At 71.9% G+C, this 17752-nt stretch carries 14 protein-coding genes; 3 read left to right on the forward strand and 11 right to left on the reverse strand.

The features are described from left to right. Nucleotides 1–4 precede the first annotated feature (4 nt). The 5 genes from mmsA to Pen02_RS31290 form a co-directional block, all read right to left on the reverse strand. A complete protein-coding gene (gene mmsA / locus Pen02_RS31270; protein WP_203869749.1) occupies nt 5–1624 on the reverse strand; it encodes a multiple monosaccharide ABC transporter ATP-binding protein in 1620 nt (539 codons plus the stop codon). A 110-nt stretch (nt 1625–1734) separates the two neighbouring features. Then, on the reverse strand, nt 1735–2862 hold the full coding sequence (gene chvE / locus Pen02_RS31275; protein WP_203869750.1) for a multiple monosaccharide ABC transporter substrate-binding protein: 1128 nt from the start codon (nt 2860–2862) through the stop codon (nt 1735–1737). Nucleotides 2863–3005: 143 nt separating this feature from the next. Further along, entirely contained in the window at nt 3006–4547 is a 1542-nt protein-coding gene (gene araA / locus Pen02_RS31280; RefSeq protein WP_239141599.1) for an L-arabinose isomerase, read from the reverse strand. A gap of 218 nt (nt 4548–4765) precedes the next feature. Beyond that, nucleotides 4766–5641, reverse strand: a complete 876-nt coding sequence (locus tag Pen02_RS31285) for an alpha/beta fold hydrolase (RefSeq protein ID WP_203869751.1) — start codon at nt 5639–5641, stop codon at nt 4766–4768. Between the two features lie 231 nt (nt 5642–5872). Continuing rightward, nucleotides 5873–6415 carry a 2-thiouracil desulfurase family protein gene (locus tag Pen02_RS31290; protein ID WP_203869752.1) on the reverse strand — a complete coding sequence of 181 codons (543 nt, stop codon included), beginning with the start codon at nt 6413–6415 and terminating at the stop codon, nt 5873–5875. A gap of 402 nt (nt 6416–6817) precedes the next feature. Here Pen02_RS31290 and Pen02_RS31295 point away from each other — a divergent pair, with 402 nt between their 5' ends. The 3 genes from Pen02_RS31295 (at nt 6818) to Pen02_RS31305 (ending at nt 9608) form a co-directional block, all read left to right on the forward strand. Next, nucleotides 6818–7228, forward strand: a complete 411-nt coding sequence (locus tag Pen02_RS31295) for a four-helix bundle copper-binding protein (protein ID WP_203869753.1) — start codon at nt 6818–6820, stop codon at nt 7226–7228. Between the two features lie 80 nt (nt 7229–7308). Then, nucleotides 7309–7890, forward strand: a complete 582-nt coding sequence (locus Pen02_RS31300) for an RBBP9/YdeN family alpha/beta hydrolase (protein WP_203869754.1) — start codon at nt 7309–7311, stop codon at nt 7888–7890. 158 nt (nt 7891–8048) lie between these two features. After that, nucleotides 8049–9608 (forward strand): ribosomal eL19 family protein, encoded by a 1560-nt coding sequence (locus Pen02_RS31305; RefSeq protein WP_203869755.1) that lies wholly within the window; start codon nt 8049–8051, stop codon nt 9606–9608. Here the strand turns inward: Pen02_RS31305 and Pen02_RS31310 are convergent. The 6 genes from Pen02_RS31310 to Pen02_RS31335 are packed head-to-tail and all read right to left on the reverse strand — an operon-like array spanning nt 9605 to nt 17658. After that, entirely contained in the window at nt 9605–10837 is a 1233-nt protein-coding gene (locus tag Pen02_RS31310) for a glycosyltransferase (protein ID WP_203869756.1), read from the reverse strand. The genes Pen02_RS31305 and Pen02_RS31310 overlap by 4 nt on opposite strands. Continuing rightward, on the reverse strand, nt 10834–12393 hold the full coding sequence (locus Pen02_RS31315; protein ID WP_203869757.1) for a lipid II flippase MurJ: 1560 nt from the start codon (nt 12391–12393) through the stop codon (nt 10834–10836). Before Pen02_RS31315 ends, Pen02_RS31310 begins: the two co-directional genes overlap by 4 nt. Then, nucleotides 12390–13583 carry a glycosyltransferase family 4 protein gene (locus tag Pen02_RS31320; protein WP_203869758.1) on the reverse strand — a complete coding sequence of 398 codons (1194 nt, stop codon included), beginning with the start codon at nt 13581–13583 and terminating at the stop codon, nt 12390–12392. The genes Pen02_RS31315 and Pen02_RS31320 overlap by 4 nt, the downstream gene beginning before the upstream one ends. Next, nucleotides 13580–14746 carry a glycosyltransferase gene (locus tag Pen02_RS31325; protein WP_203869759.1) on the reverse strand — a complete coding sequence of 389 codons (1167 nt, stop codon included), beginning with the start codon at nt 14744–14746 and terminating at the stop codon, nt 13580–13582. The genes Pen02_RS31320 and Pen02_RS31325 overlap by 4 nt, the downstream gene beginning before the upstream one ends. Next, nucleotides 14700–16424: an O-antigen ligase family protein gene (locus Pen02_RS31330; protein WP_203869760.1), complete on the reverse strand. Its 1725-nt coding sequence runs from the start codon at nt 16422–16424 to the stop codon at nt 14700–14702. Before Pen02_RS31330 ends, Pen02_RS31325 begins: the two co-directional genes overlap by 47 nt. Then, the gene (locus tag Pen02_RS31335; protein ID WP_239141601.1) at nt 16417–17658 is read right to left on the reverse strand and encodes a glycosyltransferase; all 1242 of its coding nucleotides are present in this window, start codon (nt 17656–17658) and stop codon (nt 16417–16419) included. Before Pen02_RS31335 ends, Pen02_RS31330 begins: the two co-directional genes overlap by 8 nt. Nucleotides 17659–17752: the final 94 nt, after the last annotated feature.

Genomic DNA, 17752 nt, shown 5'->3' on the forward strand with positions numbered 1-17752 from the left:
AGGTCTACTCCTGTCCATTCGTCTGGTCGCCCGGTCGGCCGGGTACGTCCGCGACGCCCGGGTCGTCCGTGCCGGTCCGGGCGTCACCGTGGTCGGTCTGGCCCTTGGTCATGAACCGCATCAGGTGTTCCTGGGTCGCCTCGGCCCGGGGCACCTCGGCGGTGACCCGCCCGGCGGAGAGGGTGTAGATGCGGTCGCAGAGGCCGAGCAGTTCCGGCAGTTCCGAGGAGATGACCAGGACGGCCTTACCCTCGTCGGCGAGCCGGTTGATGATCGAGTAGATCTCGTACTTGGCGCCGACGTCGATGCCCCGGGTCGGCTCGTCCAGGATCAGCACCTCGGGATTGGTGAAGATCCACTTCGACAGCACGACCTTCTGCTGGTTGCCGCCGCTGAGCTTGCCGGTCACGCTCAACACGCTCGGCGCCTTGATGTTCATGCTGGCCCGGTATTCGTCGGCGACCTGGTACTCCCGGTGGTCGTCGACCCAGCCGCGCCGGGCCAGCCGGGTCAGACCGGCGGCCGAGATGTTCCGCTTGATGTCCTCGATCAGGTTCAGGCCGTACCGCTTGCGGTCCTCGGTCGCGTACGCGATGCCGTGCCGGATCGCGTCCCGCACCGACCGTACGGTGATCTCCTGGCCGTCCTTGACCAGCCGCCCGGAGATGTTCGTCCCGTACGAGCGCCCGAAGACGCTCATCGCCAGCTCGGTACGGCCGGCGCCCATCAGCCCGGCCAGCCCGACGATCTCGCCGCGCCGCAGCGTGAGGTTGGCGTTCGACACCACCACCCGGCCGTGCTGGGTGGGGCTGTGCACCGTCCAGTCCTCGATCCGCAGCACCTCCGAACCGATCTTCGGCTCGCGCGGCGGGAACCGGTGGTCGAGGTCCCGGCCGACCATCCCGGAGATGATCCGGTCCTCGGTCACCTCGTCGGTGCCGAGGTCCAGCGTCTCGATGGTCCGGCCGTCCCGCAGGATGGTGATCCGGTCGGCGATCGAGGCGATCTCGTTCAGCTTGTGCGAGATGATCACGCAGGTGATGCCCTCGTCGCGCAACCCGCGCAGCAGGTCGAGCAGGTGTGCCGAGTCCCGGTCGTTGAGCGCGGCGGTGGGCTCGTCGAGGATCAGCAGCCGGACCCGCTTCGACAGCGCCTTGGCGATCTCGACGAGCTGCTGCTTGCCGACGCCGATGTCGCTGACCTGGGTCACTGGGTTCTCGTGCAGCCCGACCCGGGCGAGCAGTTCGCCGGCCTCGTGGTTGGTCCGGTTCCAGTCGATCAGTCGCCCACGGCCGGCCCGCTCGTTGCCGAGGAAGATGTTCTCGGCGATGGAGAGCTGCGGGCAGAGCGCCAACTCCTGGTGGATGATGACGATCCCGCGCCGCTCACTGTCCCGGATGTCGGAGAACTCGCAGGTCTCGCCGTCGAAGGAGATCTCCCCGGAGTAGGAGCCGTGCGGGTAGACCCCGGACAGCACCTTCATCAGGGTCGACTTTCCGGCGCCGTTCTCGCCGCAGATCGCGTGGATCTCACCCCGGCGCACCGAGAGGCTGACCTCCTGAAGCGCGCGTACCCCGGGAAAGGTCTTGGTGATGTCCCGCATCCGCAGAATGTCGTCGGTCATACCAACGGATCGCCTCCAGCGTTGGTGGGTGGGCCGGACGCCGCCGGCCGGGCCGGCGCGGCGCGGCGGTCGCGTCGGGATCGACCCGGGCGACCGCCGCGACGGTACGACTACTGGATCTGCTCCGGCTTGTAGTATCCCGTGTCGATGAGCTGCGCCTTGTAGTTGGCCTTGTTGACGATCACCGGGTCGAGCAGGAAGGACGGCACGACCTTGTTGCCGTTCTCGTAGTCCTTCTCGTTGTTGACCTCGGGCTTGCTGCCCTTCAGCACCGCGTCGGCCATCTTGATCGCCACCTCGGCGAGCTGCCGGGTGTCCTTGTAGATGGTCGAGTACTGCTCACCCGCGATGATGGACTTCACCGAGGCGACCTCGGCGTCCTGCCCCGTCACGATCGGGTACGGCTGGCCGGTGGTGCCGTAGCCGTTGCTCTTCAGCGCCGACAGGATGCCGATCGAGAGCCCGTCGTACGGCGACAGCACGCCGTCGACCTTCACCCCGCTGCTGTACGTCTTGGTCAGCAGGTCCTCCATCCGACGCTGCGCGGTGCCGGCGTCCCAGCGCAGGATGGCGACGGTCCTGAAGTCCTTCTGCCCGCTCTTCACCACCAGGGTGCCCTTGTCGATGTACGGCTGGAGCACCGACATCGCGCCGTTGAAGAAGAACGTGGCGTTGTTGTCGTCTGGCGAGCCGGCGAAGAGCTCGACGTTGAACGGGCCCTTGGCGGTGCCGTCCGAACCGTCCTCGTTCTTCAGTTTCAACCCGACCAGCAGCGAGGTCGCCTGCTGCACACCGACCTTGAAGTTGTCGAAGGTGGCGTAGTAGTCGACGTTCGGGCTGTTCCGGATGAGCCGGTCGTACGCGATCACCGGGATCTTGTTGTCCGCGGCGTTCTGCAACTGGGTGGTGATGGCGGTGCCGTCGATCGAGGCGATGATCAGCACCTTGGCGCCCTTGGTGATCTGGTTCTCGATCTGGTTCACCTGTGCCGGGATGTCGTTCTCGGCGTACTGGAGGTCGACGGCGTAGCCGAGCTTCTCCAGGCCCGCCTTGACGTTGTTGCCGTCGTGGATCCACCGCTCGGAAGACTTCGTCGGCATGGTGACCCCGACGAGCGCCCCGGCGTTGTCGCCGGAGCCGCCCTCCTGGTCCACTGTCTTGGTGCTCGATCCGCACGCGGTGAGCGCGACGGCAAGGGTGGCCGCACTGGCCACCACCGAGAGCCGGGCGAACTTCATGTGGTCCTCCAATTCCTGGTACGGCGTCCGGGTCTCCGGTCCGCCGCCGGCCCGGGTCGACGGGTCCGGCCGGCGGGCCGGCGAGGTGGCGACGGCGGATCCGGCCGGGCTGACCGCCCCGGTCCGGGCCCCGCCGGTACGGGTCAGCCCCGGCCGGGCAGACCCTGGGCGAGTCGGTGGTATGCCTGGTTCCAGCGCAGTCGGTCCCGGAAGTCGACGGTGGTGGTCCGCTCGTCGATCAGCACGAGTTCGGTGTGCAGCATGTCGGCGAAGTCACGCAGGGTCGCCGACCCTACCGCCTGGGTGAGCACAGTGTGGTGCGGCCCTCCGGCGGTGAGCCACGACTCGGCGGAGGTGCTCAGCGACGGCGCCGGCTTCCACACCGCGCGGGCCACCGGCAGCCTCGGCATCGGCTCGTCCGGCGGTACCACCTCGATCTCGTTGGCCACCAGCCGGAACCGGTCGCCGAGGTCGGCCAGGCCGATCACCACGGCCGGCCCGGAGGTGGCGTCGAAGACCAGCCGGACCGGATCCTCCCGGTCGCCGATGCCGAGCGGGTGGATCTCGCAGGACGGGCGCCCGCCCGCGATGCTCGGGCAGACCTCCAGCATGTGTGCACCGAGGATCTTCGGCTCGCCCGGCCCGAAGTGGTAGGTGTAGTCCTCCATGAACGAGGTGCCCCGGGGCAGCCCGGCGCCCATCGCCTTGACGGCGGCGAGCAGCGTCGACGTCTTCCAGTCCCCCTCGCCGCCGAAGCCGTAGCCGTCGGCCATCAGCCGCTGCACCGCCAGCCCGGGAAGCTGGCGCAGCCCGCCGAGATCCTGGAAGTTGGTGGTGAACGCCCCGAACCCGCCCTCGGTGAGGAACTGTCGCAGGCCGGCCTCGATCCGGGCCGCGTACCGCAGCGAGTCGTGCCGGTCGCCGTCCTTGCCGAGTTCCGGCGCGAGCCGGTACGTGTCGGCGTACTCGCCGACCAGGCGGTCGATCTCCTGGTCGGCGACCCGGTCCACCACCTCGACCAGGTCGTTGACCCCGTAGGTGTTCACCGATACGCCGAACCGCAGCTCCGCCTCGACCTTGTCGCCCTCGGTGACGGCGACGTCGCGCATGTTGTCGCCGAACCGGGCCAGCCGGAGGGTGCGCAGGTGCGCGTACCCGAGCGCGGCGCGGGCCCACTCGTCGATCCGGGCCACCACGGTCGGGTCGGAGGCGTGTCCGGCGACGGTCTTGCGGGCCAGCCCGAGCCGGGTCTGGATGAAGCCGAACTCCCGGTCGCCGTGCGCGGCCTGGTTGAGGTTCATGAAGTCCATGTCGATGGACTCCCAGGGCAGCGCCTCGTTGAGCTGGGTGTGCAGGTGCAGCAGTGGCTTGCGCAGCGCGTCCAGGCCACTGATCCACATCTTGGCCGGCGAGAAGGTGTGCATCCAGGCGATCACACCGAGGCAGCCGGGGTCGGCGTTCGCCTCCAGCAGGATCGCCCGGATCGCCGACGCCTCGGTGAGTACGGGCTTCCAGACGATGTCCGCGACGATCTGACCGGAGTCGGTGAGGGTACGCAGGATCTGCTGCGACTGGGAGGCGACCTGGTCGAGGGTCTCCGGACCGTACAGGTGCTGGCTGCCGGTGAGGAACCAGATCTGCGGATGCGTGGCCGGCGGCATGTCCACCTCTCCTACTGGGGGCATGGCTCCTGCCAGCCCCGAATGAGTGCGGTCGCGATCACGTCGCGAGCCGAGTGTTACCGCTAACATTGGAGCAGTCAAACCGTACACCGTAACGCTTCAGTAACGGGAGAGGCAGGAATCCGCAGGTCCGCGCCGGGGCGTCGAGCGGTCGATCCAGAACGTCGAGCGGTCGCCCGGGCCGGTCGACGAGCCGGGCCGGTCGATCGGGCCGGTGTCGACTACGCCAGGAAGTCCAGGAGTTGGCGGAGGGTCTCCTCGGGAGCCTCCTCGGCGATGAAGTGCCCCACCGGCACCGGTTCACCCCGGACGTCGTGGCACCACTCCTGCCAGATGGCGAGCGGGTCGTCGTAGAGCGCGGCGACCGATCCGCGCAGGCTCCAGAGGACCAGGGTGGGACATTCGATCCGCCGGTTACCGCGATCCGCCTCGTCCCGCTCGTAGTCCAGCGTCGCCGCCGCCCGGTACTCCTCACAGATCGCGTGCACGGTGCCGGGGTCGCGGAACTTCCTGACGTACTCCGCGCGTACCTGGTCGGGGATGGCGTCCTTCACCTCCGGCCAGGTGTCGAGCATGAAGTCGACCAGGACCTCCGGTGCCGCGCCGACGAACCGTTCGGGCACCGGTTCCGGGGCGGCCAGGAAGGACCAGACCCAGTACGACAGGCTGAACTTCATCTCCGCCATCCGGTACGCGTCGCCGGTCGGCACCACGTCCAGCACCGCGAGCCGCTGCACCGCCTCCGGCGCGTCCAGCGCCAACCGGTACGCACACCGCGCGCCCCGGTCGTGCCCGACCAGCCGGAACCGGTCGTACCCCAGGCTCCGCATCACCTCGACCTGGTCCCGGGCCGTGGCCCGCATGCTGTACGGCTCGTGGTCGGGTGTGCTGGGCGGCTTGCCGCTGTCGCCGTACCCGCGCAGGTCGGTGGCGACCACGGTGTAGTGCTCGGCGAGCCCGGGCGCCACCCGATGCCACATCAGGTGCGTCTCCGGGATGCCGTGCAGAAGCAGCACCGGCGGCCCGCTGCCACCGCGAACCCCGTGGATCCGGGTACCGGACGTCGGGACGTCGAACTCCTCGAACCCGTCGAACACGCCAGCACACCTCCGCAGGCCGCGCGGGGCCAGTGCAGCGACGGCCGCCCGCTGCGGTCGCCGACGACCACGGCCGGCATTCCCGCTGCGCCCCGGTTGGAACCCGAGCACTCTCCGAGGGGCGCCCGCGCTGCTGGCGCCCGACGCCTCGGGGTGGTCGGTCTGGACACGCCCGGGGTGGTCAGCCCGGGGGCACGCCCAGGGGTGGTCAGTCCGGGGGTGCCGGGGTGGTCAGTCCGGGGGTGCCGGGGTGGACGGGAAGGGCGCCGAGGGGTCGTACTCGTGGTGGGCCACGACCTGGAAACCGTTGCGGAGCAGCAGCGCCGCCGTCACGCCCTGACCGCCGACCCGGTTGCGCCGGAACGTCCCGTCGCTGATCTGCCGGCAGCCGCAGGACGGGCTGTAGTCTTGGAGCACCGCTCCGGCCGCCCCGCTGTCGCGGGCGATCCGCAGGGTCCGCCGAGCACCGGCCAGGTACGCCTCGGTCACGTCCTCGCCCCGGTAGGTCAGCACCCGGGCACGGCCGTCCAGGACGTCGAAGCCGTCCCCACCGACGATCTCGGCGCGGTCGCGCGGCGTGCCGAGCCCACCCATCACCTCCGGACAGACCAGCCGGACCCGGGCGTCGGCGCCGGGCGCGACCTCCTCCTTCGCCGCGCCACCGTCGTACGCGCAGCGGGTGCCGGCGAGGCAGGCGCTCATCAGGAACAGTGGTGCGTCCCCCGGGCCGGAGGTGGCCAGGGTGTCTGCGTCGTCGCCCGTTCCGGTGTCCATATCCGATCCTCCGTGGTCGGCTCGACCAGCGCTGTACGGACATCGCGATCCCCGAGCCAGTGTAGGCGCCGAACCGTGTCCAACCGCCCACCTCGGTCGGACACCGACCCGGAGTGGACAGCGGGTCGACGGGCGCACAAACGGGGCGGCTCGAACTCCAGGGTGCCGCCGTCCGCGTGTACTCCCGGGGGCGGTTGCGTCGAGCGGTCGGTCGGTCCACGGGCGGAGCGGCGGGCAGCCGCGTCAACAGGTACGGCCGGGAGAGTCCGGCCGGACGCCGCGAGCCCGATTGACCGGGGCGGCGCCGGGTATCGCGAGATGGAGAGCCGCCAGGCAGCACGACCGCCCGGCGCGACGAACCGCCGTACGCGCAGCCGACAACCGACGCGAGGAGACGCGGAGATGACCGCCGCCACCCGGCCCATGCTGGCCACGTACCCCGGAGAAATCAACATCGACCGGGACCTGCTGGCCAGATCGATCGACGCGCTGCTCGCCTGCGCCCAGGCCTGCACCTCCTGCGCGGACGCCTGCCTGAGCGAGGCGGACGTCGCCCAACTCGTCAAGTGCATCCGGACCGACCTGGACTGCGCCGACGTCTGCTCCACCACCGCCCGGGTGCTCTCCCGGCACACCGGGTACGACGCCAATCTCACCCGCAGCCTGCTGGAGGCGTGCGCCACCGCCTGCCGCTCCTGCGCCGACGAGTGCGAGCGGCACGCCCGGATGCACGAGCACTGCCGGATCTGCGCGGAGGCGTGTCGGGTCGCCGAACGGGCGTCCCGGGAACTGCTGTCGGCGATCGGCCGCTGACCCCGCTCCCGCACCGGCCCGACCGGTACCGCCCGACGCCCCGGCGCCCCGACATCGACGCGGCGGCCTAGTCTGGGGCGGTGACACGGATCCTGCTCGTACCGGGACGCGGTCAGCCGAAGCCGGAGCACTGGATGCGGCGCTGGGCCGACGCGCACCCCGAGTACCGGTGGGCGCCCTATCCGCCCGGTCCACCCTTCACGCTGCCCGAGCGGGTCGCCGCGCTGCACGAGGCCGTAACCGACGCGCCGGAACCAGCGGTACTCGTGGCGCACAGCGCCGGCTGCCTCACCGTCGCGGCCTGGGCGGCCCGGCACACCGGCCCGGTCCGGGCGGCCCTGCTCGTCACGCCGCCGTACCTGGACCCGAACCGGGCGCCCGACCCGGATCGTCCGCCGGACGACAACGTCTACGGCCCGGTGCCGTCGGGCCGGCTACCGTTTCGGTCGATCATGGTGGCCAGCCGTACCGATCCTTACACGACGTTCGCACAGTTCGAGGGGTACGCCGAGGACTGGGGCGCGGAGCTGTTCGACGCGGGCGATGCCGGACACGTCGAGACCGCGAGCGGACACGGGCCGTGGCCAGCCGGGGAACGGCTGCTCAGCCGGCTGTTGGCGGAACCGGACCGGCCGACCGGCAGCCCGGACACTGTCCACTGAGCCCACTTCGTCGTCCCGACACCCTGTGTCAGTACTCAGGTACTATCACCGGACGACTGCGGCGGGCACACCACGACCACCGGGCCTCTGGAGGGGCTTCGGGTGCATTGGTTTCGCCTCGCTAGGATCCGCACAGAGCGAAGCGGAAGTGGGTTGGGATGCAGCCAGTGGGTCCGTACCAGTTCATCGAGGCGGTCAGCCTGTGCCAGGTCGGCAGTGTCTGGTCCGCCATCGACGGGCAGGGCAACTCGTACACGGTGGCCGTGCTCGACGCCGCCGTCGCGGGTGACCAGCGCTGGCGGGAGGCGTTCGTCGGCACCGCGCACGCGCTGGCCCAGCCCGGTGCGGCCGGCCCCCGGTACGTGCACGCCGAGTTCGCCGCCCCCGCTCCCTGGGTCGCCTACGCCGCCAGCGAGACCGACGGCGGCGAACGGCTCTTCACCGCGTTGGGTATGGAGTGCCGGCCCGCCCAGGAGCAGCTTGGTGACGACGACTCGCCGACCATGAAGACCACGGTCAGCGCGCCGACCACCGCTGCGGCGACGGCGAACGGCTCTCCGGTGCCGGACGACGAGGAGCTGGCCAGTCCCACGACGCGACTGACTCCGAGCGTGCCGCCGCCCAACCCGTGGCAGGCCGGTCCCCCACAGTCGACACCACCGGTCATCCCCGGCCCGACCTCGGCGCCACCCCACCAGACCTCGGCGCCACCGCACCAAACGTCGGCGCCGCCGCACCAGACCTCGGCGCCGCCGCACCAGGTCTCGGTGCCGCCGCACCAGAGTTCCGGCCCGCCCTACCAGGTCTCCGTGCCGCCGGACCAGGGTTCGGCTCCGCCCTACCAGAACTCGGCTCCGCCGTACCAGATCTCCGGGCCGCCGGACTCGATCTCGGGGCCGCCGCAGCCACTGCCGGAGATGCCCCGGCCGTACTCGGCCGAGCCGTCGACGGAGAGCTCCTCGTACGACCCGCTCTACTCGCCGGTGCGGCACATCGTGCCCTCGGAACCGGAGCCACGGCGCAACTGGGTCTGGATCCTCGTCGCCGTGGTCGTCGTACTGGTCCTCGGCGGTGGCGGGACCGTGCTCGCCGTGAGCCTCTCCGGTGAAGGCGGCGGCGGAGAGGACCCGCCGGCCGAGACCAAGCCGACCGCGAGCAGCCTGCCACCGCCGCCGCAGACCAACCCGCCGCTGCAACCGGGTCTGGAGCCGCCCACCCCGGGCGCCTGGCCGACCAAGTGGCCGACGTTCACCGAGCGGGACAAGGTGCGTACCCTGCCGGGGCTGGAGGGGCTGACGTTCACCGTCAAGGTCCCGGCGAGCTGGCAGTGCGTACTCTCCGGCCGGGCGCAGGGCTTCACCAAGTACAACTGCGGTGTGCCGCCGGGCAGCGACAAGCCGGAGTTCGGCGGGGAGCTGGTCGTGCGGGACTGCGCGCAGCCCTGCGACGAGGCGCAGCAGGTCGCGATGCGGCAGGCCGAGGAGGCCTGGGGCAAGCGGTGGATCCGCAGTGGCCAGAACTCCGCGTTCCTGGAGACGAACACCCTCCAGGAGAACGGCGAGGCGCGGCACGGACTGGTCGTGGTCGCGTACTTCCAGAGCGGGACCGGCGAGGCCACCGTCGACCGCCAGTTGGTGCTCCGGATGACCGCCCCGGTCGACGGTGCACAGGAGCTGCGCCGGGTGGCGACCTACCTGCGCGAGACGCTGATCTTCTAGGCGGTCTGCTCGGCGATCCAGCGACGTACCCGGGTCGAGAACGCGTGGTGGGAGAAGCCGGCCGCGTGCGTCGGCAGCCGGCTCCGGTCCAGCTCGTCGAGGCGCCGGACCAGCGGCAGGTAGTCGGCGGCGGTCAGCGAGTCGACGAGCAGGCCGGTCTCGCCGTCCACGACGGTCTCCCGCAGCCCGCCCCGGCGCAGCCCCAGCACCGGCGTGCCGCAGGCCTGCGCCTCCACCGGGATGATGCCGAAGTCCTCGTGTACCGGGAAGAGCAGCGCCTTCGCCCCCCAGTAGAGCTGGCGCAGCCGCTCCCGGTCGGGCTGGATCTCGAAGCGTACCGATACTCCCGCCCGGGCGGCGGCGCGCCGGAGGTTCGCCTCCTCGGGCCCCGACCCGGCGACCACCAGCGGAAACCGGGCCGCCTCGGCGATCGCGATGATCAGGTCGAAGTTCTTGTACGGAATCCACCGCCCGACGCCGAGCAGGTAGTCCCGGGACTGCTGGCGCTCCGGCTCCGGCGCGGCGGAGAAGAAGTCGGTGTCCACGGGCGGGTTGACCACCACCGCGTCCCGCCGCCAGTACCGGCGGATCCGGTCCCGCACCTCCCGGGAGTTCGCCGCATAGCTGTGTACGTGCCGACTCAGCCGCAGGTCGACGGCTTGCAGCAGCCGCCTCGGCGGTGCCAGCAAGGGGTTGGCGCCCCGGCCGTCGAAGGACGGGCTCCAGAGGTACCGGGCCGGGGAGTGGACGTAGCTGAGATACCTGGTCCGGTCCGGCGCGCCCAGCCGTACGGTGTGTGCGAAGGCGTGGCTGGAGGAGACGACGACGTCGAACCGCTGCCGGCTCAGCGTACGCCAGACCAGCGGCATCACCGGCAACGCCACCGCCTTGGTACGCCGCAGCGGCGTCCTGGCCAGCCACGACTCCCGAAGGTCCGGATCCGGGACCCCCGCGTCCTTCCACAGCACGAACCGTTCGGCGTGCGGCAGTTCCGCCGCGATCCGCCGGAACACGTTCTCCGACCCGCCGGTCGCGCCGAACCACTCGTGTACCACCGCCACCGACCGCTCGGCGAGATGGTCCAGCGAGGCTGGCCGATCGGCGGAACGGTCCAGCGACGCCGGCCGGTCGGCGGGATGGTCGAGCTGCGCCGGCCGGTCGACGGAGGCGAGGGAGGCGTCCGGCGGGACGGATCCCGACTCCTGGTTCCGAAGCTCTTCGGCTCTCATGCTGATGCTCCATCCGAGGGGGTCCGGTCACCGTCACGGCCCGGTCCGGTGCTGTCCCGCGCGGTCAGTGCTCGCGCCCGCGCCCAGATGCTCGCCAGGAACGTCCGGCGCAGCGCGGGCACCAGCGCGGCGTAGCCGACCCAGACCAGCAGGATGCCGACGCAGGAGCCGACCAGCCTCGGCAGCCCCGGGCCGGCAAGCAGGTAGCCGAGCGCACCGGCCGCGACCGTTCCGGGCAGCAGCGCGCCGAGCAACCTCAGGCTGTAGCCGAGCACCCCGAGCAGGCGGGCCGAGACGAGGAACATCAACAGCCCGCCCACCGAGGCCGCCGCACCGAGGGTGAACGCTCCCCAGTGCCGGTACAGCAGCAGGTTCAGCCCGGCGGCGACGGCGTACGAGACCGCCATCACGATCGCTACGTGGAAGTTCCGGCCCTGCGCGTTGAGTACCTTCACCAGGGTGTAGCCGACCACCTGGGCCCAGATGCCGAGAGCGAAACCCAGCAGCAGGGTGGCGGAGATCCGGACCGCCTGGTCGTCGAACTCGCCCCGGGCGTACAGCACGGTGACGATGCCGGTGCTGTTGAGGCAGAGGATCAGCGAGAGCGGCACCGTCACGAACAGCACCGGGGGCAGCAGCCGCCGTAGGCCGCCGGCCACCTCCGCCGGATCCATCCTGGCGAACGACGCCAGCCCGGCCAGCCCCAGCGGGGCGGCGAGCAGGGCCATGCAGGAGTCGACGACGAACCGCGCGTACTCGGTCGCCGCGACCACCTCGACGCCGAGCAGCGAGCCGACCGCGCGTTCGACCCCGATCGAGCCCTGTAGGAGAACCGGGATCAGCAGCAACGGCCGCAGCCGGCGCCAGAACATCCCCAGGGCCAGCCGGCGGGCCGCGCCGTCCGGCAGCGACGGTCCCGGATCGTCCACCGGGCCGAGGTAGCCCCGACGCCGGATCCAGTAGACCGCGAAGACCCAGAGCAGCACGTACGGCACCGTGAAGCCCCAGGCCAGGATCTCGACGTTGCCGGTCAGGTAGGCCAGTACCGTCGCGCCGATCAGGCCGAGGCTCTGCACCGAGGGCCGGATGTTGATCAGGCGTACGTCGTCGTGTGCCAGCCCGACCAGCGTGTAGAGGCCGTACTGGACGTAGCACGGCACCGACAGTGCGGCGATCCCGAGCATCGTCGAGGCGAGTTCGGCGGTCTCCGGGTCCAGTCCCGGCGCCAGCAGGTCGACCCAGGCCGTCCGGCCGACCAGCAGCGCCACGGTGAGCAGCAGCGAGAAGGCGGCGAGCAGTGACCGTACGGCCCGGTAGAGCACCAGGGCCATGCCCGGCTGCTCGGCGCGGTACCGCACGTACAGCGGCAGGAAGCCGGCCGACAGCGCGTCGGCGGTGAAGAAGTTGACCGGGATCAGTGTGCCGGTCAGCGCGACCCGGTTGGCCGCCACCGCCCGACCGGCACCGAAGAGCGCCGCGAGCAGGACCTCGCGGAGCAGCCCGAGCACCTTGCCGGTCACCCCGCCGAGGACCAGCCGGAAGAAGATCCTGGTCACGGCGTTCCGTACCGGCCTCGGAGGTCGTCGAAGAGCGCGAGGTAGCTCCGGGCACAGTGTGCCAGGGTCAGTTCGTCGGGCAGCAGGCTCGACCGCGTTCCGGCTGTCGGCGTGACGTGCTGGAGGGCGTCGGCGACCGCGTCGGGATCGTCGGTGTCGACCGGGCGCAGCGCGGCGTCGAGCCCTGCCGGCCCGGCGATGCCGCGGGACACGACGCAGGGCAGCCCGCTGGCCAGTGCCTCCAGGATCGCCAGCGGCAGCCCGACTTCTAGGTGTGCCGTGGTGAGCAGTGCGGCGTCGGCGCCCGCGTAGTACCGCCCGACCTCGTCCGGCCGGACCTGACCGACGAACGTGACCAGGTCGGCCAGCCGGAGGTCGCGTACCAGGTGACGCAGCCGGCCCTCGTCGGGCCCGCCGCCGACCAGCAGGAACCGGAACCGGTCGCCGTGCCCCCGGTCCCGCAGCACCGCCGCCGCCCGCAGCACCCGGTCCAGTCGCTTCTGCGCGTGCAGCCGGCCGACGCAGCCGACCACCGTCGTCCGCTCGTCGACGCCCCAGGCCGCCCGGAGTTCCCGCCGCGCCTCGCGGTCGGCGGCCTGGTCCGCCGGACGTACCCCGTTGGGAATGTGCCGGACCCGGTCCGCCGGCACGGACCAGCACTGCGGCCATGCGCCCAGCGAGGTGACCACCCGGCCGCCGACCGCGACGATCCGGTCGAAGTCCCGGTACCGGGCCAGGTCCCGGAGCAGCCAGCCCGCGTTCTTCGGCGCGGTGGCCAGCAGCCGGGGGCGACCGGACCGCAGTTTCGAGGCGATCTCCATCGTCGAGGTGCCGTGCGCCTGGAGCACGAACGGCGTACCCGGGTGCCGCTTCCGCTCCCGGGCCACCGCGTACGCCCCGGCACTGACCGACAGCACCACCCCGGGCGGCTCCGCCAGCGTGGCCCAGTAGTCCCGGGACCCGCGCCACCAGGCGGTCGAGTAACGACCGGGTCGGGTACCGGCCAACGGCACCACCTCGACGCCGTCGGCCGTGAACGGCCCGTCGCGGCCCGGAACGGCGGTGGTGACGACCCGGACCTGTGGGACGTGCCGGGCAAGTTCGGTGGCGAGGCTCCAGGAGAGGATCTCCATCCCGCCGATGTGGTGGTGCGGGGTGGCCCGGGAGAAGACGAGTACCGACCCGGTCATCGCAGGCTCCGGTACAGCGACTCCAGCTTCTCGGTCTGCCGACGCAGGTTGTACCGCTCGACGACCGTCTGCCGGCCCGCCTCGCCGAACCGTTGGCAGAGCTGCGGATCGCGGAGCAGCACGGTCAGCCGGTCGGCCAGCGCGGCGACGTCCCGTTCGGCCACCAGGAAGCCGTTCTCGCCGTCGGTCACCGCCTCCGCTATCCCGCCGTGCGTGGTCCCGACCACCGGCCGCCCGGTCGCCGCCGCCTCCAGCAGTACCGTCGGCAGTCCTTCCTGGTCGCCGGAGGCCGCGGTGACGCTCGGCTGGCACAGCAGCCGGGACCGGCGCAGCCAGTCGAGCGTCTCGGTGTGCGTCCGGGCACCCAGGAACCGGACCGCCGCCGACACGTCGAGTTCCCGGGCGAGTCCGTCGAGCGGCTCCCGCAGCGGTCCGTCGCCGACGATCACCAGCTCGGCCCCGGGTACCGCCCGGCGTACCACCGCGAACGCCCGCAGCAGGTCGGCGGTGCCCTTCTTCTCCACCAGCCGGGCGATGTGCAGGATCCGGGGTGTCTCGACGGGATCGGCGGGCGGAATCAGGTCCACGTCGACTCCGGTGGGGAGGACGACCAGCCGGTCGGCCGGATAGCCCCAGTCCAGCGCCTTGCGCCGGATGTGTTCGGAGACGCAGACGAAGCTGGCCCCCGTGTCGAAGAGTTCGCCGCGCCAGGCGACGTAGTTCACCCAGGACGGTTTGCGGGAGGCCAGCAGCCGGGACTTGGTGACGGTCACGTCGAACCCGTGCAGGGTGGTGACCAGCGGGACGCCGAGGGCTCTGGCCACCGGTGCGGCGTAGACGCCCTCCACCCCGAAGTGCGCGTGCAGCAGTGCGGTGCCCCGCTCCGCCAGCAGCCGGCGCAGCCGGTCCGACCGCCGGGTCAGCGTGTACCTCAGCACCGCCGCCCGGCCGAAGTCGGCGACGCTGACCGAGTCGGGCGCCGACCGGGCCCGGCCGGAGAAGGCCGGAACGCCGGCCGGGTCGGATGCCCCAACGCCGGCCGGGTCGGAGGCTGCCGGAACGCCGGTCGGGTCGGCCGGTGGCGCGGCGCCAGTCGGGGCGGCGCCCGGTGCACCGTCAGCCGCGTCGGTGCGCGGCAGGCTCGGGACCGGATCCCTCGCCACGAACAGTGGCCGGAAGTTCCGCATCGCCAGTGCCTGGCTCGTGATGAACGTCTCCGACGGCCGGAACTGCTGGTGCCGGACGACGCCCACGGTCGGGGGAACTGACATTGTCCTCGGACTCCTCGGACTCCTCGGCGGCGGATGCCTGCTGACCGACCGGCGCCTCCGCGCCGCCGGATCCCTCCCGGACGGCGGGCGCCTCCTCCTCGACCAGCGCCTTCTCTCCGACCAGCACCTTCTCCTCGACCGTTGCTTCCTCGGCTGCTTCCTCGGCGCCGGGGCGTTCTTCGGCAACGGGACGAGCCTCGGCAACGGGGCGGTCCTCGGCGACGGACCGAGGTTCGGCGCCCGGGCGGTCCTCGGCGACGGGGCGGACGAGGTAGGCGAGCAGCAGTGCGACGATCGGGATCAGGTGGATGTCGCCGAAGATGTCGGTGTTCTCGCCCAACCCCTGGATCATGATCCAGGCGATCGCCGTACCGACGCAGACCGCGTACACCTGCCCGGTCGGCCCGGCGGTCTGGAAGCGCCGGGCGACCAGTCGGAACGCGGCGACGAAGAACGCGACGGTGAGCACCAGCCCGGCGATCCCGGTCACCGCCCAGGCGCCGAGCAGGATGTTGTGCGGCGGGAAGACCCGCCAGATCTCGTGCTCGTCGGCGTACGCCGCGAAGCCGATGTTCCAGCCGCCGTAGCCCAGGCCGAGCAGTGGACTGTCCCGGAACGCCTCCGCGCCGAACTGCCAGATCGCGGCCCGCCCGACGAACGCCTCCAGCAGGGCGTCGAGGAAGCTCCGGTTGACGGCGAGCAGCAGCGCCACGGCTGCGGCCAGCGGCACGGTGCCGATCAGCAGGTACCGCCGGACCGCCGGGGTGGCGTACCGGCGCAGCCGGTGGAAGGCGTACGCGGCGGCGGGCAGTACGACCACCAGCACGGTGGCCGACTTCGAGCCGGTGAACAGCACCGCGACCAGTGCCGCCACCCCGACCAGCCGGACCCGGCGGACACCGGTGACGGCCGCCAGGGCGAACGCGGCGAGGCCGTTGACCCCGAGGAACATCGCCGCGACGTTCGCGTTGATGAAGAAGCCGCCGGCCTTCGCCGGGTCCAGCACGTTGTTCGGGTTGTCGCCGTAGAGTGCCGCGACGGTGTTATGGCCGGCGAAGTAGCCGCCGATCGAGTGCAGGTACGCGTCCTCCAGCCCGGGCAGCACCCGGAAGGCGACGACCAGGGCGGCCTCCAGCAGCACCCACGGCCAGTACCACAGTTGCAGCTTCCGCAGGGCGTCCGCGCCGTCGCGGGCCACCGCCGACATCAGCACCAGGGTGACGACGAACTGGACGAACAGGGTGATGAACTGCAATCCGGCGCGCGGCTCGGGCGACCAGGCCAGGGCCAGCAGCCGGAGCGCCAGCAGGAGCAGCAGGATCCGGACCAGACCGAGCCGGAGCAGCCCCCGGGCCAGCCCGCCCCGGGCGGCGAGCAGCACCAGCGGGGCGGCCAGCAGGGCGACGAAGGTGCCCAGTGCGATGTCGACGTTGCCGCCGGGCAGCAGGTAGAGCTGGGGCAGCGCGAGGACGAGGAGTACGGCGGCCAGCACCGTGAGCCGGGTCGGGTCGGCGGCGGCGGTGCCGAACCCGTCGACCAGGCGCCGGGCGGCGGGCAGTCGGCTAGGCACGGGACGGCCCCGGCGCCGATGCCGGACGGGGCCCGCCCGCTCCGGTGACGATGCCCCGCAGCAGCTCGCCACGGGCCCGCCAGCCGAAGTCGCGGGCGTACTCGACGCGGGCGGCGATCTCCTGGTCCGTGCCGGGTTCGACGGCGCGCAGCACCCGGGCGACGAAATCGTCGACGGAGTCCGCGACGCCGATCGCGGCGGTACCCCGGGCCGCCCGGACCACGTCCGGAACGGCGGTGCTCACCACGGTCAGCCCGGCCGACAGGTACTCGTAGCACTTCAGCGGGCTGACCCCGGTGGTGTACGGGTTGAGCGCGTACGGCACCAGGCCCACCGTGGCGGTGCCGGTCACCTCGGCCAACTCCTCGATGCCGAGTACCCCCAGGTAGCGCGCGCCGAGTCCGACCAACTCGGCCAGTTCCGTGGCGAAGCCGCCACCGCCGGCCGCGACCGGACCGGCCAGCAGCAGTTCGCCCCGGCCGCGCAGTCCCTCGGCCAGGGCGCGGAGCAGCGGGTAGTCCAGTTTGTGCGGTGACAGGTTGCCGGCGAAGAGTGCCGCCGGACGACGCTGCGCCGCCGGACGGCCGGCCGCGGCGAAGAGGTCGACGTCGGCGACGTTCGGCAGGGTGTGGACGTCCGGGAAGCCGACCTCCCGCAGGTGTGCGGCCACCACCTCGCTGGTCGCGATCGCGCACCGCACCCGACCGGCCAACCGGCGTTCTCCGGCGTCGACGGCGACCGCGTCGACTCCGGGGAAGGCACCCAGCAGGTCGACGCAGTGGTAGACGGTGAAGTCGGCGTACCGCTCCAGCCCGTAGGTGACCGGGGTGAACGTCCAGAGGCCCCGGGGACGGGGCGAGGTCCGCCACCGGGCGACGGCCCGCTCCAGCAGCATCCGGTTGACCGGTCGGGTGGGACGGCGGTGCACCGGAACGATCAGCGGCGAGACGACCGTCGCCCGCTCCGGCACGGGCCGGCCGGCCGTGCCGGTCCGGCCCTGGACGGAGTTGCGGACCCGGCGGACGATCCGGGTGAGGTCCCGGGCGTCGAACCGGACCCGGCGCAGGCCGAGCGACTCGACGAAGTGTGTCTCGAAGTCCCGCGCGAACTCCCGCACCACGTAGTGCTGGTTCGTCGCGATCGGCGCACTCCACTCGGCGGTGCCCAGCACCAGCATCGTCGGTCGGGGCGCTCCGGCCCCGGGGGCGGCACCGCCCGGTGGTGTCGTCGTCACCTGTCTCTTCCGGCCCTGTCGGGCAGCGTGCACCGGACGCTGCCGAGGAAAGACTCGACCGACCGTGCGGGGGCCGAGCACGCGACGGCGGGAA

The sequence above is a fragment of the Plantactinospora endophytica genome, from assembly GCF_016862915.1.
GTDB classification, from domain to species: Bacteria; Actinomycetota; Actinomycetes; order Mycobacteriales; family Micromonosporaceae; genus Plantactinospora; species Plantactinospora endophytica.